This window comes from Corynebacterium sp., from assembly GCF_030532195.1.
Taxonomy (GTDB): domain Bacteria; phylum Actinomycetota; class Actinomycetes; order Mycobacteriales; family Mycobacteriaceae; genus Corynebacterium.
In genome coordinates, this window is sequence record NZ_JAUNLP010000008.1 from 65151 (window position 1) to 89065 (window position 23915).

General features: G+C 56.9%; 22 protein-coding genes and 1 tRNA gene. 6 read left to right on the top strand and 17 right to left on the bottom strand.

The window, feature by feature from the left end:
- Window positions 1-124: 124 nt before the first annotated feature.
- From nrdF to Q4E11_RS09265, 8 genes are all read right to left on the bottom strand, one after another.
- On the bottom strand, window positions 125-1141 hold the full coding sequence (gene nrdF, locus Q4E11_RS09230; RefSeq protein WP_303165343.1) for a class 1b ribonucleoside-diphosphate reductase subunit beta: 1017 nt from the start codon (window positions 1139-1141) through the stop codon (window positions 125-127).
- A gap of 302 nt (window positions 1142-1443) precedes the next feature.
- Window positions 1444-2874: an MFS transporter gene (locus Q4E11_RS09235; protein ID WP_303165344.1), complete on the bottom strand. Its 1431-nt coding sequence runs from the start codon at window positions 2872-2874 to the stop codon at window positions 1444-1446.
- 46 nt (window positions 2875-2920) lie between these two features.
- On the bottom strand, window positions 2921-3646 hold the full coding sequence (gene deoD / locus Q4E11_RS09240; protein WP_303165345.1) for a purine-nucleoside phosphorylase: 726 nt from the start codon (window positions 3644-3646) through the stop codon (window positions 2921-2923).
- A 381-nt stretch (window positions 3647-4027) separates the two neighbouring features.
- Window positions 4028-6172 (bottom strand): class 1b ribonucleoside-diphosphate reductase subunit alpha, encoded by a 2145-nt coding sequence (gene nrdE / locus Q4E11_RS09245; RefSeq protein WP_303165346.1) that lies wholly within the window; start codon window positions 6170-6172, stop codon window positions 4028-4030.
- A gap of 158 nt (window positions 6173-6330) precedes the next feature.
- On the bottom strand, window positions 6331-6753 hold the full coding sequence (nrdI, locus tag Q4E11_RS09250) for a class Ib ribonucleoside-diphosphate reductase assembly flavoprotein NrdI (RefSeq protein WP_303165374.1): 423 nt from the start codon (window positions 6751-6753) through the stop codon (window positions 6331-6333).
- Between the two features lie 84 nt (window positions 6754-6837).
- Complete coding sequence (nrdH, locus tag Q4E11_RS09255) at window positions 6838-7062, bottom strand: glutaredoxin-like protein NrdH (RefSeq protein ID WP_005511161.1); 225 nt, start codon at window positions 7060-7062, stop codon at window positions 6838-6840.
- A 553-nt stretch (window positions 7063-7615) separates the two neighbouring features.
- Window positions 7616-7738 (bottom strand): type B 50S ribosomal protein L36, encoded by a 123-nt coding sequence (gene ykgO, locus Q4E11_RS09260; protein WP_005511141.1) that lies wholly within the window; start codon window positions 7736-7738, stop codon window positions 7616-7618.
- Window positions 7739-7931: 193 nt separating this feature from the next.
- Complete coding sequence (locus Q4E11_RS09265; protein ID WP_303165347.1) at window positions 7932-9314, bottom strand: sugar porter family MFS transporter; 1383 nt, start codon at window positions 9312-9314, stop codon at window positions 7932-7934.
- 137 nt (window positions 9315-9451) lie between these two features.
- Here Q4E11_RS09265 and nadE point away from each other — a divergent pair, with 137 nt between their 5' ends.
- Complete coding sequence (gene nadE / locus Q4E11_RS09270; RefSeq protein WP_303165348.1) at window positions 9452-10303, top strand: ammonia-dependent NAD(+) synthetase; 852 nt, start codon at window positions 9452-9454, stop codon at window positions 10301-10303.
- Between the two features lie 18 nt (window positions 10304-10321).
- On the opposite strand, the gene Q4E11_RS09275 is transcribed toward nadE, so the two are convergent.
- From Q4E11_RS09275 to pgm, 6 genes are all read right to left on the bottom strand, one after another.
- Window positions 10322-10918 carry a TetR/AcrR family transcriptional regulator gene (locus Q4E11_RS09275; RefSeq protein WP_303165349.1) on the bottom strand — a complete coding sequence of 199 codons (597 nt, stop codon included), beginning with the start codon at window positions 10916-10918 and terminating at the stop codon, window positions 10322-10324.
- Window positions 10919-11097: 179 nt separating this feature from the next.
- A complete protein-coding gene (locus Q4E11_RS09280) occupies window positions 11098-11532 on the bottom strand; it encodes a pyridoxamine 5'-phosphate oxidase family protein (protein ID WP_303165350.1) in 435 nt (144 codons plus the stop codon).
- Window positions 11533-11641: 109 nt separating this feature from the next.
- A tRNA-Ala gene (locus Q4E11_RS09285) sits at window positions 11642-11717 on the bottom strand.
- Window positions 11718-11826: 109 nt separating this feature from the next.
- A complete protein-coding gene (locus Q4E11_RS09290) occupies window positions 11827-12558 on the bottom strand; it encodes a thioredoxin domain-containing protein (protein ID WP_303165351.1) in 732 nt (243 codons plus the stop codon).
- A gap of 82 nt (window positions 12559-12640) precedes the next feature.
- Window positions 12641-13081: a MauE/DoxX family redox-associated membrane protein gene (locus tag Q4E11_RS09295; RefSeq protein ID WP_303165352.1), complete on the bottom strand. Its 441-nt coding sequence runs from the start codon at window positions 13079-13081 to the stop codon at window positions 12641-12643.
- Between the two features lie 54 nt (window positions 13082-13135).
- Window positions 13136-14791 (bottom strand): phosphoglucomutase (alpha-D-glucose-1,6-bisphosphate-dependent), encoded by a 1656-nt coding sequence (gene pgm / locus Q4E11_RS09300; RefSeq protein WP_303165353.1) that lies wholly within the window; start codon window positions 14789-14791, stop codon window positions 13136-13138.
- Between the two features lie 194 nt (window positions 14792-14985).
- Here pgm and Q4E11_RS09305 point away from each other — a divergent pair, with 194 nt between their 5' ends.
- The 3 genes from Q4E11_RS09305 to Q4E11_RS09315 all read left to right on the top strand — a co-directional run bounded on the left by Q4E11_RS09305 (window position 14986) and on the right by Q4E11_RS09315 (window position 17339).
- The gene (locus tag Q4E11_RS09305) at window positions 14986-15417 is read left to right on the top strand and encodes a CrcB family protein (RefSeq protein ID WP_303165354.1); all 432 of its coding nucleotides are present in this window, start codon (window positions 14986-14988) and stop codon (window positions 15415-15417) included.
- Window positions 15414-15842, top strand: a complete 429-nt coding sequence (locus tag Q4E11_RS09310; protein ID WP_303165355.1) for a CrcB family protein — start codon at window positions 15414-15416, stop codon at window positions 15840-15842. Before Q4E11_RS09305 ends, Q4E11_RS09310 begins: the two co-directional genes overlap by 4 nt.
- A gap of 69 nt (window positions 15843-15911) precedes the next feature.
- Window positions 15912-17339, top strand: coding sequence for a sodium:alanine symporter family protein (locus Q4E11_RS09315; protein ID WP_303165356.1), 1428 nt, complete (start codon window positions 15912-15914; stop codon window positions 17337-17339).
- A gap of 96 nt (window positions 17340-17435) precedes the next feature.
- On the opposite strand, the gene Q4E11_RS09320 is transcribed toward Q4E11_RS09315, so the two are convergent.
- The gene (locus Q4E11_RS09320) at window positions 17436-18494 is read right to left on the bottom strand and encodes a PDZ domain-containing protein (protein WP_303165357.1); all 1059 of its coding nucleotides are present in this window, start codon (window positions 18492-18494) and stop codon (window positions 17436-17438) included.
- Between the two features lie 165 nt (window positions 18495-18659).
- Between Q4E11_RS09320 and Q4E11_RS09325 the strand changes: the two genes are divergently transcribed.
- Entirely contained in the window at window positions 18660-20186 is a 1527-nt protein-coding gene (locus Q4E11_RS09325; RefSeq protein WP_303165358.1) for a zinc-dependent metalloprotease, read from the top strand.
- Between the two features lie 39 nt (window positions 20187-20225).
- Here the strand turns inward: Q4E11_RS09325 and Q4E11_RS09330 are convergent, their stop codons facing one another.
- Window positions 20226-20756, bottom strand: a complete 531-nt coding sequence (locus tag Q4E11_RS09330) for a YgjP-like metallopeptidase domain-containing protein (protein ID WP_303165359.1) — start codon at window positions 20754-20756, stop codon at window positions 20226-20228.
- A 167-nt stretch (window positions 20757-20923) separates the two neighbouring features.
- Here Q4E11_RS09330 and Q4E11_RS09335 point away from each other — a divergent pair, with 167 nt between their 5' ends.
- Complete coding sequence (locus Q4E11_RS09335) at window positions 20924-21727, top strand: TOMM precursor leader peptide-binding protein (RefSeq protein WP_303165360.1); 804 nt, start codon at window positions 20924-20926, stop codon at window positions 21725-21727.
- A 9-nt stretch (window positions 21728-21736) separates the two neighbouring features.
- On the opposite strand, the gene Q4E11_RS09340 is transcribed toward Q4E11_RS09335, so the two are convergent.
- A complete protein-coding gene (locus Q4E11_RS09340; RefSeq protein WP_303165361.1) occupies window positions 21737-23875 on the bottom strand; it encodes an ATP-dependent DNA helicase UvrD2 in 2139 nt (712 codons plus the stop codon).
- Window positions 23876-23915: the final 40 nt, after the last annotated feature.

Sequence of the window (23915 nt, forward strand, 5' to 3'; positions counted from 1 at the left end):
TTGTGCAGGCAATTAAGCACAGTCTTAGTTTCCTGAGAATTGTCTTAACCTGCGCTAATGCCCGCCGACCAGGAAATATCCAAGTTATCACCACTACCCCCGAGTGAGGATAGCGGTTACTTAGTTAGAAGTCCCAGTCCTCGTCCTGGGTAACTTCGGCCTTGCCCATCACATACGACGAGCCCGATCCGGAGAAGAAGTCGTGGTTCTCGTCTGCATTCGGAGACAGCGCCGACAGGATGGCCGGCGACACGCGGGTCTCGTCAGCCGGGAACATGCCCTCGTAACCCAGGTTGTTCAGAGCCTTGTTGCCGTTGTAACGCAGGAAGCGCTTGACGTCCTCAGTCCAGCCGAGCTCGTCGTACATTTCCTCCGTGTACTGAATCTCGTTGTCGTAGAGGTCAAACATGAGATCGAAGGTGTAATCCTTCAGCTCATCACGCTCAGCCTGTGTTAGACGCTCGAGATTGCGCTGGTACTTGTAGCCAATGTAGTAGCCATGCACTGCCTCATCGCGAATGATCAGGCGAATGATATCCGCGGTATTGGTCAGCTTCGCGTGGCTCGACCAGTACATCGGCAGATAGAAGCCCGAGTAGAACAGGAAGGACTCCAGCAACGTGGAGGCCACCTTCTTCTTCTGCGGATTATCACCCTCGTAGTAGTCGAGGATGATCTTGGCCTTCTTCTGCAGGTACTCATTCTCCTCGCCCCAGCGGAAAGCATCCTGAATCTCCGGGGTTGACGCCAGCGTCTGGAAAATCGACGAGTAGCTCTTTGCGTGTACAGATTCCATGAAGGCGATGTTGGTGTACACGGCCTCTTCGTGCGGAGTAAGGGCATCCGGAATCAGCGATACGGCACCGACCGTGCCCTGGATGGTATCCAGCATGGTCAGACCAGTGAAAACACGCATAGTCGTGCGCTGCTCGAGCGCATTGAGCGTATTCCAGCTCTTAATATCATTCGACAGCGGCACCTTTTCCGGCAACCAGAAGTTACCGGTCAGGCGATCCCAAACCTCGAGATCCTTGTCATCAGGAATAGTGTTCCAGTCAATTGCTGCAACTGGGCACGCACGAGATTCAGGGTTCTTTTCGCGGTGTGCCGGAGTCGAGGGTGGGCAATCATCGAAATTCACGTGGAGACCTCTCCCTTTTCTTCAGTCATTTTCGCCGACCTCAACTTGTTCCTTATATATAAGGTGTGCTTCCGAAATAGCAGAAGAAGGACGGCGCAGCTACCGCCGGGGGAAATCCCCACTTGCGGCCGCAGAGTTAAGGCTCCCAGTTAGAGGAGCCACTACCCTATGCAGCATACCCACGAGAAGTTAAATTCTCACCCCGCTGTGGCGGGCATCTCCTCCCCTACCGTCACAGAAAGAAAAAGGTGCTTGGCGACGGAGCTTCCGTCGTCAAGCACCATGTGCCTCGTGCGGCATCACTAGACGTAGACCGCGTCCTTATCTGCACCCGATGCGCTGATGATGCGATCGGAGATGACGTAGACAACAAGACCGATAATGGCCATGATTGCGAGAATCCAAGAAATCGTGGCCGTGACGTTTTCAGAACCGGACTGCGCCAGAGACAGAGCCCTGAAGAAGGTCGGGCGGGAATCAACAAGCAAGGCAGTCAGTGCGATACCAACCGGCACTGCGATATTGATGGTCAGGTTGTAGAAGCCGATTGCCACACCGGACTTGGCCGCAGGAATGTTCTGCAGTGCTGTTGCGACTAGCGGCGCGTACATCAGCGCGAAGCCGGATGGGAACAGAATCATCGAAATGACAACTGTCGCTACCGAAGCACCCGGGAAGATTGCCGGAATCAGAAGCGCGATGACCACCAGGGCGATTGCGGAGATGATAGCCTGGCGCGAATTCAAGAACTTGGCAATCTTGCCCGACATCACACCGACAATCACGGCGCAGATATAGCCAGGAGCCAGAATGTAGGCGGCACCGTCGAGGTTAATGCCGTAGAGCTCGTCGACCATGTACGGCAGCAAAATGGCGGAGTAACCAAGCTGCACCATGTAGACCACCAGGACGACAATCAGCACGGTGACGTAGCGTGCGTTGGTGAAAAACGACGGGCTCACCAAAGCGTTGTCATGGGCGCGGATATGCCAGACAAAGAGTGCAACAGCCAGGGCGATGAAAATCAGCCAGCCCCAGGTGAAGTGCTGCATGTACAGCATGATTGCGGTAGCAATTGCAGCAACCAAGAGGAGGCCGAAGATGTCCAGGTGACTCTTCTGCTGCTGTTCCTCCGGAACCGTCTTAATAAGGAACGGGATAGCAACCACCAGAATGAGTGCGATGAGGAACATCACCGGCCATGAGATGTAGGTGGCCACCAGACCGGAGGTCAACGTGCCAATCAGCAGCGCACCCTGGAAAGCGGCGGTGGAGAAACCGAGGTAGGTTTTCTGATCCTTCGCATCGAGGTACTTCGTGACATAGATGACGTAGAGCGTCTCTGCTGCTGACAGACCCGCCGTCTGAATAATGCGGGCCGTGAGCACCATTGGCCAGACATCCTGGAAGAAGTAGCCGAGCAACGAACCGACAGCGACGAAGCCAATACCCACAATCATCAGCTTGCGGATGCTGATGCTGTCCGCCAGGGCGGCGTAGACCACCGCGCCGATACCAATCAAAATACCGGCTAGCGTGGCCTGCAAACTTGCCGTGGAGACGCTGAGATCCAGCGACTCCGCGATCGGCTTCGTCATGAACTTGAAGCCATTATCCAGCACAAGACAGAAGACGAAGGAAAATAGCAGGACCGGCACTGCGGCCTTGGGGTTTGGTGCGGCGCTAGTGGCTGACCTCTCGCCTGCGCCGGCAGAATTCGTGGGCTTGCTCATCGCACTTACCTAGTTTCCAAAAAACGAGCCGATTTAAAGAAGTGAACTAGATGCGAGCCAGCGGCAGTGCCAGCTCCATCATGGTGGTGAACGCCTTCTCGCGCTCCTCCGGAGTGGTCTTTTCACCGGTTGCAATGTTGTCCGACACGGTGAAAATACCCATGGCTTCCACGCCGGCTTCAGCAGCCGTGGCGTAGAGGCCAGCCGACTCCATCTCCACAGCCAGCACACCCATGCGTGCCCAGCGGTCATTCACATCGCCCTGGAAGTTGTAGAAGATATCGCTGGAGAGAATATTGCCAACGTGAGTCTTAATTCCCTGTTCACGTGCACGATCACGGACATCCTCAATCAGACGGAACGATGCCGCCGGTGCGAAAGTACCCGGCAGGTTGTACTGCGACAGGAAGTTGGAATCCGTCGATGCAGTCTGACCAATCACAACATCGTAGAGATCCAGCTCCGGCTGCAGCGCGCCACAGGAGCCCACACGGACCAGCTTCTTGCAGCCGAACACATGAATAAGCTCCCAGGAGTACAGCGAGATCGACGGAATGCCCATACCCGAACCCATCACAGAAACTTCATTGCCCTGGTAGGTACCGGTGAAGCCGAGCATGTTGCGGACGTCATTGAACTGCACCACATTTTCCAAGTAGGTCTCAGCAATGAACTTTGCCCGCAGCGGATCGCCCGGCAGCAAAATGGTCTCTGCAATCGGCGCACCCTTCGGGTTAATGTGCGGAGTGCTCTTAGCGGACTGATCGGACATGACTTCCATCCCCTTCCCCCACATTCGCGTGGGTTCAATGATGCGCATACCGCCTAACGACGGTTCTTGCGTGGCGAACGCGCAGTTTTCTGTGCAACTCTGGACTTAATCAGCCATGCACTATCAACCGATTAAGTGACCTTTTACCTGTCATTGACCAGGTTAATTATCTTTATTACATTCGTCAATACTGATATTTACATTTGTTCTAAACCGCGCCTGAATGGGGTAAGGCGCACATCGCAACGCGCATATAAACACGCATATCAACGCGCATAACAAAAGGGCACGAGAACCCTCCATTACTCGGAAGAATTCTCGCGCCCTTTAGTTGCCCTTTAGCCGGCGGACTCGGCAAACAAAATGCTGGCCACAATGCTGCTACAGCATGCAGGAGACGCAGCCCTCAACTTCGGTGCCCTCCAGCGCGACCTGACGCAGGCGGATGTAGTACAGAGTCTTAATACCCTTGCGCCATGCGTAAATCTGCGCGCGGTTGAGATCACGGGTGCTGACCGTGTCCTTGAAGAACAGCGTCAGCGACAGACCCTGGTCAACGTACTTGGTAGCAACCGCGTAGGTATCAATGATCTTTTCGTAGCCGATGTCGTAGGCATCCTGGAAGTACTCCAGGTTGTCATTGTCCATGTGCGGTGCTGGGTAGTACACGCGGCCGATCTTGCCCTCCTTGCGGATCTCAATACGAGAGGCAATCGGGTGAATCGACGAGGTCGAGTTGTTGATGTAGGAAATCGACCCCGTCGGCGGCACTGCCTGCAGGTTTCGGTTGAACAGGCCGTACTCCATAACGTCGGCCTTCAGCTGCGCCCAGTCCTGTGCAGTCGGAATGTGCGCGGTGGAATTGGCGAAGATTTCCTTGACGTGCTCGGTCTTCGGCTGGAATTCAGCCGGATCGAAGCCATCGAAGTACTTGCCGCTGGCGTAGTCGGAGTTTTCAAAGTTAACGAACTTCTGGCCACGCTCACGAGCAATTTTGTTGGAGGCACGCAGAACTGCGTAGAGAATCGCTGCGAAGTAGGCATTGGTAAAGTCCAGCGCCTCTTCAGAGCCGTACATAATCTTCTCGCGGCCGAGGTAGCCGTGCAGGTTCATCTGCCCCAGACCGATTGCGTGCGAGCCCTCATTACCCTTGCGGATCGACGGCACGGAATCAATGGACGTCTGCTCACTGACTGCAGTCAGGCCGCGAATAGCGGTCTCCACAGTGCGGGAGAAGTCCGGCGAATCCATGGTCATCGCAATATTCAGCGAACCGAGGTTACAGGAGATGTCCTCACCGACGTGTTCGTAGGACAGGTCTGCATTAAAGGTCGATGGAGTGTTGACCTGCAGAATCTCCGAGCAGAGGTTCGACATGTTGATGCGGCCCTCAATCGGGTTCGCACGGTTGACCGTGTCCTCGAACATGATGTATGGGTAACCGGACTCGAACTGAATCTCAGCGATGGTCTGGAAGAACTGACGCGCGTTGATCTTCTGCTTGCGAATACGCGGGTCTTCCACCATGTCCGCGTAGTTCTCGGAGATGTTGATGTCCGCAAAAGCCTTGCCGTAGACGCGCTCAACATCGTACGGGCTAAACAGGTACATGTCGTCGTTACGCTTAGCCAGCTCGAAGGTGATGTCCGGAATGACAACGCCGAGCGACAGCGACTTAATACGGATCTTCTCGTCCGCATTCTCACGCTTGGTATCCAAAAAGCGCATGATGTCCGGGTGGTGCGCGTGCAGGTAAACCGCACCGGCACCCTGGCGAGCACCCAGCTGGTTGGCGTAGGAGAAGGAGTCCTCCAGCAGCTTCATGACCGGGATGACACCGGACGACTGGTTTTCAATGTGCTTAATCGGAGCGCCCTGCTCACGCAGGTTACTCAGCAGCAATGCCACGCCACCGCCGCGCTTGGACAGCTGCAGTGAGGAGTTGATGGCGCGACCGATGGACTCCATGTTGTCCTCAATACGCAGCAGGAAGCAGCTCACCGGCTCACCGCGCTGGGCCTTACCGGAGTTGAGGAAGGTAGGGGTAGCAGGCTGGAAACGACCCGTGATGATCTCATCAACCAGGTGCTGCGCGAGCCCCAGGTCTCCGTCGGCAAGCGTCAGTGCGACCATGCAGACACGGTCCTCATAGCGCTCCAAGTAGCGCTTGCCATCGAAAGTCTTCAGCGTGTACGAAGTGTAATACTTGTACGCGCCCAGGAAGGTCTTGAACCGGAACTTGTGAGCGTAGGCCTGCTTGAACAGCGCCTTGACGTCCTCAAATTCGTACTTTTCCAGAACCTCAGCCTCGTAGTACTTGTTTTCTACCAGGTAATCGAGCTTCTCCCGCAGGTTGTGGAAGAAGACAGTGTTCTGATTAACGTGCTGCAAGAAGAACTGCCGCGCAGCCATGCGGTCCTTATCAAACTGAATCTTGCCGTCTTCACCGTACAGATTCAGCAGCGCGTTGAGTGCGTGGTAATCCAACTTATCGTCGCCCACCGGCTCCGCGACCTGCCTGCCCATTTCCGACACATTGACTCCTTTTGACGTCTACTACCCCGCGCAGCATCTCACTGACACTGCCCAGAACAATCTAATCTAGCGATTTTGCTCGTGCACTGCTTTACGACGGCAGCTGCGGGCGTACTCTCCCAGCACTACCAGTCTCCCCGACAGCAGGCTTATGCACTAGCCTTACCGTGAAAAAACTCATCCAACCCTTCACGAACGCGCTGTACGTCGTGATCGGTGCCCATCAACTCGAAGCGGTACAAGTACGGGACTTTGCACTTGTACGAAATAACGTCGCCGGCCTTGCAGAAGTCCTCACCAAAGTTGAGGTTACCTGCGGCAATCACTCCCCGGATGAACGAGCGATTGTGCTCGTTATTGAGGAATTTGATGACCTGTGGCGGGACCGGCCGTACGTTACCGCCACTGATGGAGGCGCCTCCACCGTATGTCGGGCAAATGAGCACATAGGGCTCATCAACGATGAGCTCCGGATCATTGCGCCGGATGGGGATGCGGGCGTTTTTGATTCCTAGTTTCTGAACAAACTTGTGTGTATTCCCCGTCGCCGAGGAGAAATACACCACCAGCATGAGAACTTCACCCTTTACATTGCGAAACCCCGCGACATTCGTTGGCACAAACGTGAACGAAATCCGCGGGGCAATTCTCGGACTTTAAGCAGCCTGGAGAGCCTTGATGCGATCCGGACGGAAACCCGACCAGGTCTCGGTACCAGTGTCGACGACTGGTGCCTGAAGATGACCAAGAGCCATGACGTAGTCACGAGCCTCATCGTCCATAGTGATGTCGACGATATCGTAGGCAATGCCAGCCTTATCGAGGGCACGAGTGGTGGCGCGGCACTGGACGCAGGCGGGCTTGCTGTAAACGGTAACCATGACTCTCACAAACTTTCTGGCTTTGAATTAAGACCAATAGATTTAAATCGACTTCGTACAAATACCGGAAGCGGCCTTGGAATCAGCGAACTGATTAAGTGGCTGGAAGCTTCCGCGAGGTTCACGAGAAACCGAGTACGGAAAGCTCGACAGATCCTTGTTACTGTCCTTGGCTCGACACGGAAAACACTACACTTGGTATCCGAAAAACTCTAGTCGCACTATATGTAGTACTCACAACCATGATATTCCCAGTTCGCCAGCTCAGTGCGCACAAGATGTTGTACGGCTCGGCACCACAAGGTTGTAATTTCACGCGGAAAATTCTGACAAATCACGAAAATTGTGGAAAAACAGCTATCGACGCTCTTCGGTTAAACCAATTACCCTTCTGATCCCCCTTGGGTCCCCTGCCCTGTCCAACAAAGCAACTCCCCCCCCCCGAAAAACAAAGAACCGCAAGCCCGGTCACAGCAACACTGCGACCGCAACTTGCGGTTCCTTGCAATAAATAAGGAAGCTACTTCGCTTCGCACTAACCTGAAAATCAGGCTTAGCCCTGGCGGGCCTTGAAGCGCGGCTCCTTCTTGTTGATCACGTAGACCTTGCCACGACGGCGCACGACCTGAGCGCCCGGCTTGTTCTTCAGCGACCGAAGGGACTTACGGACCTTCATTCGGGCGCTCCTTTCTACTCGGCTCCGAGACGGAGTACATGCACATCGCACTACTCCGGACAGTCACGCCCAGTGACTGCCTGGCAACGCACTTCCTTGTCATTCACAGAAAGAACAAAAGGCATGCGTTACGACACGAGTTGCCATAGTACCTAATGAGACGGATATCTCCAAAAAACTGGGGCTACCCGCCCTACTTGGCAGCGGCAATCATATGCTCGCGCACCTCAGCAAGGGACTTCCCAGAGGTCTCTGGCACGGCCTTCACAGTGAATGCCAGCGCAATCGCGCCCGTTACCGCGAAGAAGAAGAACGACCATGCGCCACCGATGGCATCGACCATCGGCAGGAATGCCTGCGCGACGAACCAATTGGCCGCCCACAGCGCCAGACCCGCCAGCCCCATGCCCAGGCCACGAGCCTCAGTCGGGACAATTTCAGAGATCAGCAGCCAAGTGGCCACCGATACCGCCGCCTGCTGGAAGACAATGAAAACCGTCATCAGCGCCAGCGAGAACATGGCCGCAGAGCTGGAGTCACTGGACATAGCGTAGACCGGCGCGAGCACCAGCAGCGCGGAGGCACAACCAACCAGACCAATAATCAGCATGCGGCGACGCCCCACGCGGTCAATAATGCTCATACCGATCGCACACGAAATCACCGAGGCGGTACCGATAATTATGGAGGTATAGACCGAGCTTTCCGTCGACAAGCCGACCTTATTCATCATCGTCGGCGCGAAGTACATAATTGCGTTTGCACCCGTGACCTGCTGCGTCACACCGATGAGCATCGCGATGATGACCGTGCGACGCACCCACGGAGTCTTTAGGGCCTGACGCTCAGCCGCGCGCTGATCTGCGCTTGACGACGATTCTGCGACTGCGACTTCATCCAACGTGGCATCGCTGCCCTGCATCTGGCGAAGCACAGCCAGGGCCTTGCCCTCGTAACCGCGACGCATCAAATAAGCGGGCGTATCCGGCAAAACGAGCATGCCCAGCAGCAAAACGATTGCGGGCACGGCGCCGAGACCAAGCATGAGGCGCCAGTTTCCGGAGGATGCTAGCGCGGAGTTGGTAAGAAAGGCCACGAGCTGACCAATGACAATCATCAGCGAGTTCAAGCTGACCAGCCGACCGCGCACATGTGGCGGAGCCATCTCAGAAATGTACATCGGCACCACGATGGACACGCCACCGATGCATACGCCCAGCAACGTGCGGGCGGCACCGAGTTCAAAAGCACTCGAGGCCATGGCGCACCAGATACTGCCGATAATGAAGCCGATAGCGCCCAGCAAGATGGTGCCACGGCATCCGAGAGCATCCGCAACTCGACCGCCGAGGAAAGCACCGATGGCGGCACCGACCAGCAGCATGGCGGTAACGGTGGACTCCTGGCTAGGTGTCAGCTCAAACGAACGCTGAATAAAAAGGAGCGCGCCGGAGATGACACCGGTGTCGTAACCAAAGAGGAGACCGCCGAGGGCGGCGATGATAGCGACGATAACTGAGCGCGTCGACGTTGTTTGTCGACTCGGCTCAGAGATGTTCTGTTGGGTTGTACTCACCCTCCAGATACTGCCACCGACCGCCGAACTTGCTCCCATCCACAAGCGTCTTACTCGATAAAGTAGGTGGTTTTCAGCCCACTTTGACGCCTAAAACTCCCCTTTTGGCCGTCATTGCTGCCGGTAAAGTGAAAACCATGACAACAGCCGAATCGAAGCCATTCCCACACCGCCTTCAACGCGAAATCATCTCTGAACTACATGTCCGCCCCAGCATTGACCCAGCAGGGGAAGTAGACAGGCGCGTTGATTTTCTCTGCGATTATTTTCGTGCAGCCCATAGCAAGGGCTTTGTACTCGGCATCTCCGGCGGCCAGGACTCCACGCTGGCAGGCCGTCTGGCTCAACTCGCCGTGGAAAAGCTGCGCGCCGAGGGCACTGACGCTACTTTCATCGCCGTACGCCTCCCCCACGGTGTCCAGGCCGATGAGGATGATGCCCAGCTGGCGTTACAGTTCATTCGCCCCGACAAGAGCCTGACTATTGATATCGCCCCGGCGACCAAGGACATGACCACCCAGGTCAATGACGCACTTGGTGGTGACGTGGTGAGCGATTTCAATAAGGGCAATATCAAGGCCCGCATGCGCATGATTGCTCAATACGCCGTGGCCGGCGTTGACGGCGCATTGGTCATCGGCACCGACCACGCTGCCGAGGCCGTCACCGGTTTCTACACCAAACACGGCGATGGCGCGTGTGACCTCGTACCGCTCCAGGGGCTCAGCAAGCGCCAGGGCGCAGCGCTTCTACGCCATCTGGGCGCGCCTGCCAGCACGTGGGAAAAGGTTCCGACCGCCGACCTCGAGGAAGATCGCCCTGCGCTTCCCGACGAAGTCGCGCTCGGAGTCACCTACACCGCAATTGATGACTACCTAGAGGGCAAGGCCGTCAGTGAAGAAGATGCCGCGCGAATTGAGCACCTCTACTCCATCAGCCGACACAAGCGAATCGTCCCACCTGGGCCTGCTGATTCGTGGTGGCGCTAGGCCTTTAAAGAGGCCCTCTTAAGAAAAGGCCTCTGCACCAGCGTCCCAAATAGCCGCAACAGCCTCCATACTTTCCTCAGTATCGGAGGACGTTGGTGTCTCCACCGCTGGCGAGCCATCTTGAATGAGCTCCGCCGTCACCAGACCATGGGCAAACGCCCACATGGCCAGCCCCTTGGATTCGGTGCCAGCAACCTTGATAAAGGCATCGCGAATCCAGGCATCCAACGACGATGGTGAGGCCACGTTGACGAAGTTCGTACGGCTCATCAACCGGTAGCCGTGCGGATCGTCCAAGACTGCCTGGCGGTAGGCCTGCAGCAGTGCGGCTGAGGAGCAATCCTCATCAATGGCAGCGTGAATACGTTTGCCCAGGTTAGAGAGGCTTTCGGCCAGCAGGAGCTGCAGAAGCTCTTCTTTGCCGCTGATGTGCTTGTACAACGACGGGGCCTTGACATCCAGCCGAGCCGCGAGTCGGCGCATGCTGATAGCACTCCAGCCCGATTCACGCAGCATAGTGCGCGCTTCGTCAACAATTTTCTGCATCCGTGGGGACTGCTTACGCACATCGGGCAGTGCTGGCGCCCCATTGGTTGGTTCTATGGTGCACGTCACAGTGGTGACTGTAACGCGTTGCGACTCACTTAGGGCGGTTTTGCGCAATTTAACTTCAGTAATTTTAAAAAAAGAGCTAACGGCGATGTTCAGTAGCCGAAAAGCTACCCCATTCCGCCGTTAGCTACCGCTTAGCAACCCATCCGTCGCCAAGCGAAATCTTTTGCGCGAAGCCCTACTTAGGCTTCGTAGCGATTCGGCTCCTCGCCGAGATGGAAGCGGCGACCCGAAACCTCCTTCGGAGTAATACGCACGTAGTTGTACTTCAGAGTCGGCAGCCACGGCTTCAGCGGCAGCTGATCAGCTTTGTTGACATCTGTGTGAGAGGTGAGGACCTCAGCATCACCCTTGACGATAACGGACCATGCCTGCTGGGAGTCCTTATCGACATTGTCGCCCTCAAAAAGAACATCATGGTTCAAAGAAACCGTAAAGAGCTTTGAGCCCTCTGCAGTTCGGAAGTAAATCTGCCCCTCATGAACGACGTAGTTCAGCGGGAAAAGGTCCATATCGTCTGCACGACGTACGACGAGACGACCAAAAGTCTGCGAAGCCAGCAGCTCAAGGGACTCTTCGGTGGACAGTTTCTGGATTACGGAGTCATTGTATGCCATATACCCAGTATTCCACCGTTTAGACAAAGTTGCTAGACCCATACGCACTACTAATGAGCAGCTCAGATACGACAAAACCCCCGGTCAAAACGACCGAGGGTATTTCATCTGGTGGAGCTAACGGGATTCGAACCCGTGACCCCCACACTGCCAGTGTGATGCGCTACCAGCTGCGCCATAGCCCCAGAATCAACATCGGATTGGCTCGCGCCTTTCTCCGCTGCGGACTCCTCAAAGGCTACATGCACCTGCCATTATTACCAAATCCGCTGGTAACGCCTGCTTTAGCGGGAATTAACCCAGTGCCTTCTTCACCCACTGACCCAGGCCGCCTTCGGCCTCGATGTTTTCCAGGATGTCCTTGCCATCAACAAAGACGTGCGGCGAGGAAACCTTGCCCAGGCGCTTTTCCAAATCGTCGTAATTTGCATTGGCGCTGGCCTTAGCTTCCGTGGTGTCCAGCCCGTCGCGGACTTGCTTGACCACGTCATCGGCAACGCCGAGCTGCTTCAGGCGATCAGCAAGCTCTTCATTATCCCACGTAATGGAGTGCTGCTGGTCACGCATCATCATGGTGCGGAAGTTCCAGAATGCGCGGGCATCACCGGTCTCGGCGACCTTGCGGGCAACTGCGTAGGCGAGGGTGGAGTGACCATCACGCTGATCCTTTTCCTGGCCATCCAGGAAGTTCAGAGTGCGGTATTCGGCGATGAGCTTGCCATCGTTGAGCGCCTTAAGCTCATCGGAGTGGCCCTCTTCACTCATCTGCGCACAGTAGTGGCAGGAGAAGTCTTCAAAAACAGTGGCAGTGGTCGCATCCTTGGCGTCTTCCTTGCCCAGACGAATAACGTCACCATCGAGTGCGACGGAGAAGTTAACATCTTCATCCGGCAGTCCTTCAATGGGCTGGGAGCGACCGATGTAAACAACAGCGCCGATTACGACAACTACAACTGCGATAAGAGCAATGAGGCCTACAACAAAGCCATTACCCTTTTCATTTGGGTTCTTAATCTTCTGAGTCACATCGCTTACGATAGCGGTGATTGCTTGATGAAGACATAAATGAGACTTAGAAAACCATGATTGTGTTTAAAAACAACCACATCTAGGCGTAGATAGCCCACTTCTTCCAGGGCCACACGTACACAATCGCAGCCATGGCAATGAAGACAATATCGCGGCCAATCTCAGTCAGATAGGTCACCGGCCCCGCATCCTCGCTATAGCCGCCGCCGCCGAAGCAACCGCAGTCAATCTGCAGGCCACGCGCCCACGCAGAGGCAATGCCGACGATGAATGCCAGCAGCAAAAGTCCGGAGGCCACTGCTACCGGGCGTAAGAATAGGCCGAGTAGCAGCAACAGCCCCAGGATGACCTCGAAGGCTGGCAGCGCGACCGCCACTGTCGGGATGAGATCAGCAGGCAAAATCTCATACGCCTGCACTGCTTGACGCGATTCCAACGGGTTCAACAGTTTAATCAAACCCGAATACAGCCAAATCGCCGCAAGCCCGAAGCGCGCGATCACGCTCAAGATGTCCTTCATGGAAAACAAGATTAATCGAGGCTGGCTGTTTCCAGCCAGCCCAACTGCGCTTAATTAGCCGTTCAGAACAGCAGAGACAACATCCTGCGCCTCAGCCTGAACCTGTGCTAGGTGGTCAGCTCCCTTGAAGGACTCTGCGTAAATCTTGTACTTATCCTCTGTGCCGGACGGACGTGCAGCGAACCATGCGTTGTCAGTGACAACCTTCAGACCACCAATTGCAGCACCATTGCCCGGGGCCTCCGTCAGCTTGGCCAGAATCTTCTCCCCGGCCAGAGTGTCAGCCTTAACCTGATCCGGCGAGAGCTTCTTCAAAATTGCCTTCTGCTCGCGCGTGGCATCGGCATCAGTACGAGCGTAGGCCGGTGCACCGTACTTGTCTGCCAGCTCTGCGTACAGCTGCGATGGAGTCTTCTTGGTCACTGCGGTAATTTCGCTGGCCAGCAGGTCCAAGATGATGCCGTCCTTATCGGTCGACCACACAGTGCCATCCTTACGCAGGAAGGACGCGCCTGCAGATTCCTCACCGCCGAAGCCGATGGTGCCCTCCATCAGCCCCGGGACGAACCACTTAAATCCAACCGGTACTTCCACCAGCTTGCGACCGAGGTTTTCCACCACACGGTCAATCATCGACGACGACACCAAGGTCTTACCGACAGCGGTGTCCTGCGACCAGCCTGGACGGTGCGCGAACAGGTAATCAATCGCCACAGCCAGGTAATGGTTCGGGTTCATCAGACCAGCATCCGGCGTCACAATGCCGTGGCGATCCGAGTCCGCATCATTACCAGTGGAAATATCGAACTTGTCGCGATTGCCAATCAGGGATGCCATCGCATTCGGTGACGAGCAGTCCATACGAATCTTGCCGTCCGTATCCAACGTCATGAACCGCCACGTTGCATCTACCAGCGGATTAACCACCGTCAGGTTCAAATTGTGAATATCGGCAATCGCACCCCAGTAATCCACCGAGGCACCGCCCATCGGGTCAGCGCCGATGCGCACGCCCGCATCACGAATCGCGTCAAGGTCAACCACATTCGGCAGGTCGGAAACGTATGCATTGAGGTAGTCGTGCTTTACGACGAGGTCCCCTGCCTTTTCCACCAACTGGCGCTTGACACCTTCAAGTCCCTTGGCCAGGTACTCATTGGCACGGGCTGCAATCCAGTCAGTGGCATCTGCGTCCGCAGGACCACCGGTCGGCGGATTGTACTTAAAACCACCATCACGCGGCGGATTATGGGAAGGGGTAATCACAATGCCGTCGGCACGCGCAGAGCTGGTCCCCGTTGGGCCCCCTTCAACCTCACGGTTGTAGATCAAAATTGCATGACTGACCGCCGGAGTCGGAGTGTAGCGCCCCTGGGCATCAACCTTGACGGTAATCCCATTTGCAGTGAGAACTTCCAGTGCGGAGACCATCGCCGGCTCGGACAGACCATGGGTGTCACGGCCGATGTAAAGCGGACCCTCAATACCCTGGCCCTTGCGGTAATCGACGATGGCCTGAGTGGTGGCGTGAATGTGGTCTTCGTTAAACGCACCGTCGAGGGAGGAACCACGGTGCCCCGAGGTACCGAAGACGACCTTCTGGTCGGGATTGTTCGGATCCGGGTGCTGCGTGTAGTAGGCCGTGACCAGTTCAGCGATATCAATCAGGTCAGATGGCTGGGCAAGCTGCCCGGCGCGCTCATGAGCCATTGTGGGTTCCTCCTGCAAGTTGTAAAACCTATTTCAGCCTTTCCCTTTCCAGTGTCCCCGTTTTGACGTCGACGCGCAGGGCTGGATGCCCGTTATGAGGCCAACTCGCCCCTGCAATAGGGGGTTAACTCAGGGCAAAAATGGCCGTATAGGCGTCAATAAACCTCAATAAACACTGTGCTACCGTCTTTCTCGTGACTGCAGACCCGATAGAAGAAGAGGTAGCCCCGGCGCTGCCGACCACCCGTCGGGCGCAACTGACCACAGGGCTCGCTGTTGCAGCGGGCGCAGCACTCGGCGCAGTGACGAGATTTCTTCTCGGCGCGGGCATTGATACCGCATTTGGCATGCAGACAAGCGCACTGTCAACAACAGTGATTAACCTGCTCGGCTGCGTGTTCTTTGGCATTGTCAGCACCATTGACTTCGCCAATCCCCGCTTGGCCGCCATGAGTGGTACGGGTTTTTGTGGTGGTTTCACCGCCTTTTCGGCTTTTGTCATTGCGCTGATTGCGCAATCGACAACGTCGATCGCCGCCATCGCAAGTGTGCTGGTAATTCACATTGTGGGCTGCCCAGTTGCCTATTGGATAGGCACTAAGTGTGTGCGGGAGAAAGTGGAATGACTCATCTTCTCCTGGGCACTTCCCTATCCACAGCGCTCCTGGCCATCGCCTCGGTCGCACTCGGCGCTGCTCTCGGCGGGGCGCTGCGCTACACCTTGGCCGAACTCGCAGTTGCATGGCGCGAATCGAAGCTGCCCGGAACATGGACGGCGAATATGGCAGCGTGTTTGGCCGCCGGTGTCGCGGTGACGGCATGGTCGCAGGTGCCGTCGTCAAGCGAAAACGTGCGTCCCGCCCTCGCCTATGCAGCAGTGATGATTGGGTTTGCCGGGGGCCTTTCGACGTGGTCGACGCTTGCAGGTGAGCTTGTACGCCTTCGGTCCCAACACATTTGGCGGGGGCTGAGCTATCTGATTCTCACAGTTGTTGGCGGCGAAATTTTTGCTTATATGGGGATGTCTTTACCCCCACTTGTGACAAATTAGCGATTCAGTGGCTGTTATCCGCATATTTATATGCGGTTTCTTGGCTTTCTATCAGTAAAGTTCCACAGCATGGAAAGCTTCAGCGATTTTGCCTCAGCGGCGGATAGTTTTATTTGGAGTCCTTATCTCCTTATCCCCGCACTGATCGGCACCGGAATTATCTTGACCATTCGTCTTGGCGCAGTACACCTGGCCAAGCTCGGTCCGGCGTTGCGTCTGGGTCTGATTGACCGCAAGGACGACGAGAACGCCGAGGGTGATATCTCTAACTACCAGGCGCTTGCAACGGCGCTGGCGGCAACGGTCGGTGTCGGCAATATCGTCGGTGTTGCGACAGCCATCGGTCTGGGCGGCCCGGGCTCACTGTTTTGGATGTGGGTCACCGGCCTGCTGGGTATGGCATCAAAGTACTCCGAAGCATTCCTGGGCGTGAAGTACCGCCAGCTCGATGCAGCTGGTGAGCAGTCCGGTGGTCCGCAGTACTACCTGAAGAAGGCCATTCCAAACGGCTTCGGCAAGACCCTCGGTGTGCTATTTGCAATCTTCGCCGCTCTGGCCGCATTCGGTATCGGCAACCTGACACAGGGCAACGCCGTCGCTACGAACCTGGAAAACAGCTTCAACATCGATCCGAAGCTGACTGGCATGATTATGTTTATCCTGGTCGGTGCCGCACTGATGGGCGGCATTAAGTCCATCGGCCGCATCACCGCCAGCTTCGTGCCGATGATGATCGTCCTCTACATCGGTGCTGCAATTTGGGTGCTCATCGCCAATGTCTCTGCACTGCCGGAGACCTTCAAGCTGATCTTCACCGATGCCTTCACCGGTACCGCTGCGGTGGGTGGCTTCGCAGGCTCCACGGTGATTCTCGCCCTACAGATGGGTGTTGCTCGTGGCCTGTTCTCCAACGAGTCCGGTCTGGGTTCCGGCGCTATCGCAGCCGCTGCTGCTTCCACCACTCACCCAGTCCGCCAGGGTCTGGTCTCCATGACTCAGACGTTCATCGACACCATCATCGTCGTGTCGTTTACCGGTTTGGTCATCATCAGCACCGGTGCTTGGCAGGACGGCAATATTGATGCCGGTGCGCTGACCGCTGAGGCATTCTCCCGTGGCCTGCCGGGTCACTGGGGTGGCACCATTGTCACACTGTCGATTGTGTTCTTCGCGTTTTCCACCATGCTGGGCTGGTCCTACTACGGCGAGCGCGCCTTCGAATCACTGGTCGGCCGCCGCGGCACCCGCTTCTACCGTGCAGTATTCACCTGCGTGGTCTTCGTCGGTGCTGTGACTCAGCTGGAGACCGTCTGGTCGGTTGCCTCCGCGCTCAACGGCCTGATGGCTCTGCCAAACCTCATCGGTCTAATTGTTCTGTCGGGTCTTATCGCCCGTGAGACCAAGGCCTACCTCGCCTTTGACCCACAATTGCGCGCTACAGCTGAGGAAATTGAGAAGTGGCAGGCCCAGCAGAGCTTTGAGGCTTTCAGCAAGTAACTGGTTAAGTAACTCTTTTTTAAGCACACTAGCTGGGAAGAAAGTAGCTGGCATTCGCCGTGCAGATAAGCTGCCGGCTGGCCAGCTACTTATCGTTTAGGAGCACGATGGTGCGCCCTCGGGTTTGTCCAATGCGCCCAATGCATCATCCAGCTTGTCGACCTTCACCAACTTCATATCACCATTGTCGGCAGTCAGCGCTTCAGTGCAGTTGCCCGATGGCACAAAGAACATCTCGGCACCCGCATCTCGGGCAGCCGAGATTTTGTGTGTAATGCCGCCAATTTCACCCACGTTGCCGTCCGCATCAATAGTGCCGGTGCCCGCCACATGACGGCCATCGGTCAAATCCCCGGGGCTCAGCTTGTCAATGACGCCGAGAGTCATCATCAGGCCTGCCGACGGACCGCCAATGCCGCTGAGCTGGTATTCGACCTTGGTATCCCCGGCCGACTGTGTAGCCATTCCCACACCCAGCATCGCGGAATCCTTCTGGTGCGGATTTTCCGCCAACTCCACCTCAATGTCGGTCGGCTTTGCAGCTGCCTTATTACCGGCCTTGTCATCTTTGGCCGCAATGATGCTGAGCGTGACCTTGTCGCCCGGAGCATGTGCAGCGATTGCTGCCTTTACCTCTTCTGGCTTCGCGACGTCCTCGCCATCGACGGCAACAATGACATCATTTTCATGCACTCGGCCATCTGCTGGACTGTCCGGGACCGTGTAGGCGACCGTAACTTCCGTCGGCAAGCCCAAGTGCGCGAATGCGGCGGTGGTGGCGTTTGCTTCGGATTCGGTGAACGCCGCCTTGTTTTCCTCTTCTACCTCGTCCTGACTTTGGCCAGGCGGGAAGATGGCTTCGATGGGAACGATGTCATTGTCCGGATTCAGCCACAGTCCAAGGACCTGTGGCAGCGTCAGATTGTGACGTACCGCCACGGTGGTCATATCCAGCTCGCCCTTGGAACGCTCACGATCGACGCCACTGCCGCTGACCGAGATGATGTTCTTGCCCTCAACGTCGCTGAGGACATCGAAGACCGGGCCCGGCCCTTGCGCAGCGTATGGCACTGTCAGCGTTGGAAGCGACAGCACGCCAGCCAACGCGACAATAGGGACTGCGCCAACTAGGAGAGTTTGGGTACGACGATTCACAGGTAACACCCTACATTCCCCTACCTAAGCAACTCGACACGTCATGGACTCGATTGCGGACTTTATGGCTGTGGTCTGGAGGATTCTTGTTCGCTGGGCGCGAAGTTGGCCAAAAGGACGGATTTTGGAGTACTCACGGAGCCTTTTGCCCGGTACGGTGGGAGCATGAGTTCTAACGGATTTGGCTTTGGTCCGAATGACAATGACGACGATCGTGATGACGCAGGCAACGGCGACTCCGGCCAGGGCGGTCACGGCGGCCAGGGCGGTCCCTTCGGTATTTTCGGCTTCCCCTTCGGTGGCAACTCCGGTTCCGGGGGCTTCGGCTTTGGCGGTTTTGGTGGCTCCGGCCAGTCTGGCCAGGGCGGACGGTCCGGTCAGGGCGGCCAGCCCAATCTGGGCGATATTCTGAACCAGTTCGGTCAGATGTTCTCCGGCATGGGACAGCAATTCAAGGAGGCCAACTCCGGCCCGGTGAATTACCAGGCGGCAGAGCGGGTTGCACACACTCGAATTGGCGACCCTGCGCCTATTAAGGATTCCGCGCGCGAGGCCCTCACTGACTCCTTGCGTCTGGCAGAACTGTGGTTGGACGATGCCACTTCCCTGCCCGCTGGCGCTAACCGCGTTGAGGCGTGGAATAGTCTGCAGTGGTTGGAAAACACCATGTCTACGTGGACGCGTCTGGTCGACCCAGTTGCCGGCCGCATGGGTGATGCCTCGCTGGAGGGTGTTCCGGAGGAAGCCCGCGAGATGATGGGGCCGATGCTAAACATCATGCGCCAGATGAACTCCATGAGTTTTGGTACGCAGCTGGGCAATGCTCTGGCCGACCTGGCACAGACCAGCCTGACTGGCTCGGATCTGGGGCTGCCGCTGCACACTACTGGTGCCGCAGTTCTGCTGCCGACCCACCTGATTAACCTTGCTGAAGAGCTCGAGGTTCCGGCTCGCGATTTGTTTATCTACGCCACTGCCCGCGAAGCGGCACATCAGCGTCTTTTTGACCGCGTGCCGTGGCTGGTTGAGCGCATGATTTCCTCCGTTGAGGAATACGCCGCTGGCATTGTTATCGACTACTCCAATATCGAAGAGGCAGCTCGCGGCCTGGATATTGAAAATCTGCAGGATCCGCAGCGCCTTCAGGAGGCCATGGCCGAGTTCCAGAACATGGACTTGAGCCCGAAGATTCGTTCTCGCAATGAGAACGCCCGCACGCGTTTCCAGACGCTGCTGGCACTGGTTGAGGGCTGGGTCGACATGGTCGTCAACGATGCGCTCGGCGAGCGACTGCCGGGTGCTGCTCAGCTGGATGAGGCATGGCGCCGTCGCCGTGCTACCGAAGGCGCAGAGCAGGCCCTGGAAAAGGCCACTGGCATTGACCTGGGTTCCCCGAAGGTCCGCGAAGCCACGGATCTGTGGCGTCGCCTGACCACCGCTGTGGGCGTTGAGCGCCGCGACAAGGTCTGGGATCACCCAGACTTCTTGCCTGTGGCAGAGGACCTGGACGATTCCGCCGCCTTCATTGACTCGGTTCTCGGTGGCACTGACACCGATGACTTCGACCCGATTGCGGAGCTGGAAGAGCAGCTGCGCAAGGAGGCCGAAAAGCGTGACGCCGAAGGAAACTCTGAAAGTGACGACCAGGACAGCGATAACAAGGACGCTGAGGACGACGATTCTGACAAGTAGCCCTAGCGCATGCGCGACCTCGCGCACCGCTGACGCAGTCTAGCTCTGCGTTCCCCAGCGCTGATAAGCCTCCAAGTAGCCCCGTGCCCGTTCGTGGTGCGGGGCTTTTGCGGCCCAATACCAGAATTCTTCGGTATGCCCACCATCGATAAAGGTGTGCACCAGTTCGTGCACAATGACATCGTCGAGGACATACCCCGGAACGTCGGCAAGCCGATGCGAAATGCGAATACGCCCCGGGCTATCGACGCCCCCGGTGACCGATGCCCATCTGCGCGACATGTTTTTGACCCATTTGATGGATTCGAAGTTCGGGCGATTTTCCAGCACTGTGCGTGAGAGCAACTGCGCACGCCGCTGAAGCTCTGAGTTGTCCAGATTGCTGCCGACCTTTTGACGCACGCGCGCGACAATATCGTTGACCTGTTGTTTTTCCGCAGCAGCACTCAAATCATCGGGAACCATGACAATGATGCGGTTTCCTTCAGCACGGGCAGACACAGTCCGGCGACGACGCTTGGAACGCCGCACCTCAATATCAGGACCGTACTCAGGTCGCTTGCTGCTCATGCTTTTCAAGCGTATATGTTCTGCCCTGCGATTGCGTAAAAGTTTCCCCCGGGGTAGAAGATAATTTTATGGGGGAATTTTTGAATACTTCTCGGAAGCGGGATGCTGAGGGGCCGAGAAGTCCAGCCGCTGCGACGTGCGCACTCAAACCAGAGGTTCCGATAGTCATGCGTCCCGGCGCGCGCATTCAGTTCGGCGTGGAACCCGAGCGCAGCATGGTCTTGCCGCTTGCCGACGGCACCCCGCCGGGACCTGTCTTTTCCGCGCTTCTTGCTGCTCATCGAGGTGCCGCTTTGGGAGCCGCCTTTGCGGATGCTGCCGGTACGCTACAGCCACAGTTCATCGATGCGCTGATTAGCGACTTAGAGCGTGCGGATTTGGTGCGCAGGCCTCCCCTGCGGCGCACAATCACGATTATTGGCAGAGATGGCTTAAGAACCGGTCTTCTGGAAGGGCTCCGACGCAGTGGCTCCGCCAGTTGGACAAAGGCGATGTCGCCGACCAGAAATGCGACGTTGAAGCTGTCACAATCGACTCCTGAGGACATCGGACTGGCCGTCATTACCGGCATGGAGGTCCCCAGTCTGCCGCTGGGGCGCGCGCTGTATCACCGCGGGATTGAGCATCTGCACACGCACTTCCGCGATGGCGCACTGATCATTGGTCCGCTTGTCCGCCCAGGTCAGGGTCCATGTGCGATGTGCTTTGAGGCTTATCGACGAGATCGCGATCCCGTCCGGTCACTCATAGCTCTGCAGCTGCGCACCTTCACTCCGGTTGCCGCACCTGAATGGCTCAACACGGCCGTGCCACTGTTGCTCGGCCAACTGCGCCGGCCCGACCTTTCCGATCTTTGCGCCACAGAAGTGCGCATTGACATGGAACGGCTGGATATCACTCGCACCACTGTTGGCCCGCACCCACATTGCCCTGTGTGCGGTCATGGCAATTCGGGCGCGGGATTTATGTAATTCGGCCAGCTACGAGTTGACGAAGGAATTGACGATTCCCAAGATTCCTTCACCAAAGTGGCTCAGCTTGGCCTCACCGATTCCTGGAATTTGTAGCAGTTCTTCCGGTGTCGTAGGCATTTGCTCTGCGATAGCCAGCAGCGTCGCATCCGAGAAAATGACAAATGCCGGGACTGTCATTTCCCTGGAAGTTTCCAATCGCCATGCGCGCAGTGCGTCTAGCAGCGCCGGATCCGCAGTTACCGGGCACTCTTCGCAGCGACCAGAGATCCGCTCCGCATCCGTCATCAGTGGCTTGGTGCAGCCCTTACACTGCCGCGACTTCTGCCGCGATCCCCGAGAGCTCTTCCGCGTGCTCTGCGCTGCCGATGAGTAGTCCGAGATTTCAATATCCAGGTCATCCAGAAAGCGGGTTCGGCGACGCGACTTGCGCCCACCTTCGGTACGCGACAGCGACCAGGACAACTCCAGATGCTCGCGGGCACGGGTAATTCCCACGTAGAACAGGCGACGTTCTTCTTCAATGGCCTCGGCACCCTGTGCCGGGGATTGTTCAAATTTCTTCAACGCATGCTGGATTGGCAGGGCGCCGTCGGTAAGCCCAACGAGGAACACGGCATCCCACTCAAGGCCCTTGGCAGCGTGCAAGCTGGCCAATGTGACACCGTTGAGTGTCGGCGGGTGTTTTGCCTGCTGACGGGTATGTAGTTGGCCGAGCAATGCCTGAATATTGGTCTCTGTATTCGCGTGGACGATGTCCTTGCACAGGTCATACAGGGCATTGAGGGACTGCCAGCGTTCCCTGGCGCCGGCACCCTCCGGTTCCTGCTCGGTCATACCAAGGCCTGCGAAAACTCGCTTGACCAAATCCAGCAAGTCGGTGCCCTGAAGCGTCGGCACTGTCCTAGAGGAGCGCGAGACTTTTACCAATGCGGCAATGGCATCGCGAATTTCTGGGCGCTGGTAGAAACCGTCACCACCGCGCACCTGGTAGGAGACGCCTACCTCCGACAATGCCTGCTCAAAGACTGCCGACTGCGCATTGATGCGGTAGAGCACAGCAATTTCCGAGGCTGGCGTCCCGGAGTCAATCAAGCGCTTAATGCTGCGAGCTGTGGCGCGCGCTTCCATCGGCTCATCGTCGTACTGGTTGAACGTCGGCTCAGGTCCGTCCTCACGCTGGCCCACCAATTTCAAACGCGATCCTGCAATACGGCCCTGCGCACGACCAATGACGTCGTTAGCCAACTCCACAATCTGCGGAGTCGAACGGTAGTCCCGCTGGAGACGAACCACAGTGGCATCCGGGTAGGTCCGCGAAAAGTTCATCAGGTAGTTCGGAGTTGCACCGGTAAACGAATAAATCGTCTGGTTAGCGTCGCCAACGACGGTAATGTTGTCGCGGTCGCCCAACCAGGCATTGAGCACGCGCTGCTGCAATGGCGTGACGTCCTGGTACTCATCGACCACGAAGCAGCGATACTGGTTACGAAATTCCTCGGCCACCGCACGGGAGTTCTCCATCGCGCCGGCAGTGTGAATGAGTAGGTCATCGAAGTCGAGCAACAGCCCGTCAGGTGTGGTTTTAATGTCCTCGTAGGCGCGGTAGCAATCAATAATCTTGTCCACCGGCAGTGGTGCAGTGCGGCCATGTTCCCGCAGTGCTGCCTGGTACTGGTCAGCACCGGCGAGAGTGGCCTTGGACCACTCAATTTCGCCCATGACATCGCGGATTGTTTCCTTGGAATTATCCAGCCCAACGCGACGAACGGCTTGCGCCACCACTCGGAATTTCTGATCGTCGAGCAGACGCCACGGCATATCACCTGCGACCTTTGGCCAGAAGTAACGCAGCTGGCGCAGTGCCGCCGAGTGGAAAGTACGCGCCTGAACGCCAGGAGTGCCCATCGCTGCCAGACGGTCACGCATTTCTCCCGCGGCGCGAGAGGTAAACGTCACCGCAAGAATCTTCTGTGGCTGCACAAACCCCTGATCAATGAGGTACTTGATGCGGTGCGTGATAGTGCGCGTCTTGCCTGTTCCCGCACCGGCGAGAATGCAAACCGGCCCCATCGGTGCCGTAGCTGCCTCACGCTGATCCGGATCGAGGCCAGCTAGGTAATCCGCCCCGTTAACATCCGTCCCCAAACCCGACAAAGGTCTTTCGGCCTCACTTTCTGCTAAGTTG

Coding starts and splice junctions, on each gene's coding strand:
- Q4E11_RS09330 (WP_303165359.1), bottom strand. CDS start 20,756: ATGAGCAGCAAGCGACCTGAGTACGGTCCTGATATTGAGGTGCGGCGT.
- Q4E11_RS09310 (WP_303165355.1), top strand. CDS start 15,414: ATGACTCATCTTCTCCTGGGCACTTCCCTATCCACAGCGCTCCTGGCC.
- Q4E11_RS09295 (WP_303165352.1), bottom strand. CDS start 13,081: ATGAAGGACATCTTGAGCGTGATCGCGCGCTTCGGGCTTGCGGCGATT.
- Q4E11_RS09325 (WP_303165358.1), top strand. CDS start 18,660: ATGAGTTCTAACGGATTTGGCTTTGGTCCGAATGACAATGACGACGAT.
- Q4E11_RS09335 (WP_303165360.1), top strand. CDS start 20,924: ATGCGTCCCGGCGCGCGCATTCAGTTCGGCGTGGAACCCGAGCGCAGC.
- Q4E11_RS09280 (WP_303165350.1), bottom strand. CDS start 11,532: ATGGCATACAATGACTCCGTAATCCAGAAACTGTCCACCGAAGAGTCC.
- ykgO (WP_005511141.1), bottom strand. CDS start 7,738: ATGAAGGTCCGTAAGTCCCTTCGGTCGCTGAAGAACAAGCCGGGCGCT.
- pgm (WP_303165353.1), bottom strand. CDS start 14,791: ATGGCTCATGAGCGCGCCGGGCAGCTTGCCCAGCCATCTGACCTGATT.
- deoD (WP_303165345.1), bottom strand. CDS start 3,646: ATGTCCGATCAGTCCGCTAAGAGCACTCCGCACATTAACCCGAAGGGT.
- Q4E11_RS09235 (WP_303165344.1), bottom strand. CDS start 2,874: ATGAGCAAGCCCACGAATTCTGCCGGCGCAGGCGAGAGGTCAGCCACT.
- nrdH (WP_005511161.1), bottom strand. CDS start 7,062: ATGGTTACCGTTTACAGCAAGCCCGCCTGCGTCCAGTGCCGCGCCACC.
- Q4E11_RS09315 (WP_303165356.1), top strand. CDS start 15,912: ATGGAAAGCTTCAGCGATTTTGCCTCAGCGGCGGATAGTTTTATTTGG.
- nrdI (WP_303165374.1), bottom strand. CDS start 6,753: ATGCTGGTGGTGTATTTCTCCTCGGCGACGGGGAATACACACAAGTTT.
- nrdE (WP_303165346.1), bottom strand. CDS start 6,172: ATGGGCAGGCAGGTCGCGGAGCCGGTGGGCGACGATAAGTTGGATTAC.
- nadE (WP_303165348.1), top strand. CDS start 9,452: ATGACAACAGCCGAATCGAAGCCATTCCCACACCGCCTTCAACGCGAA.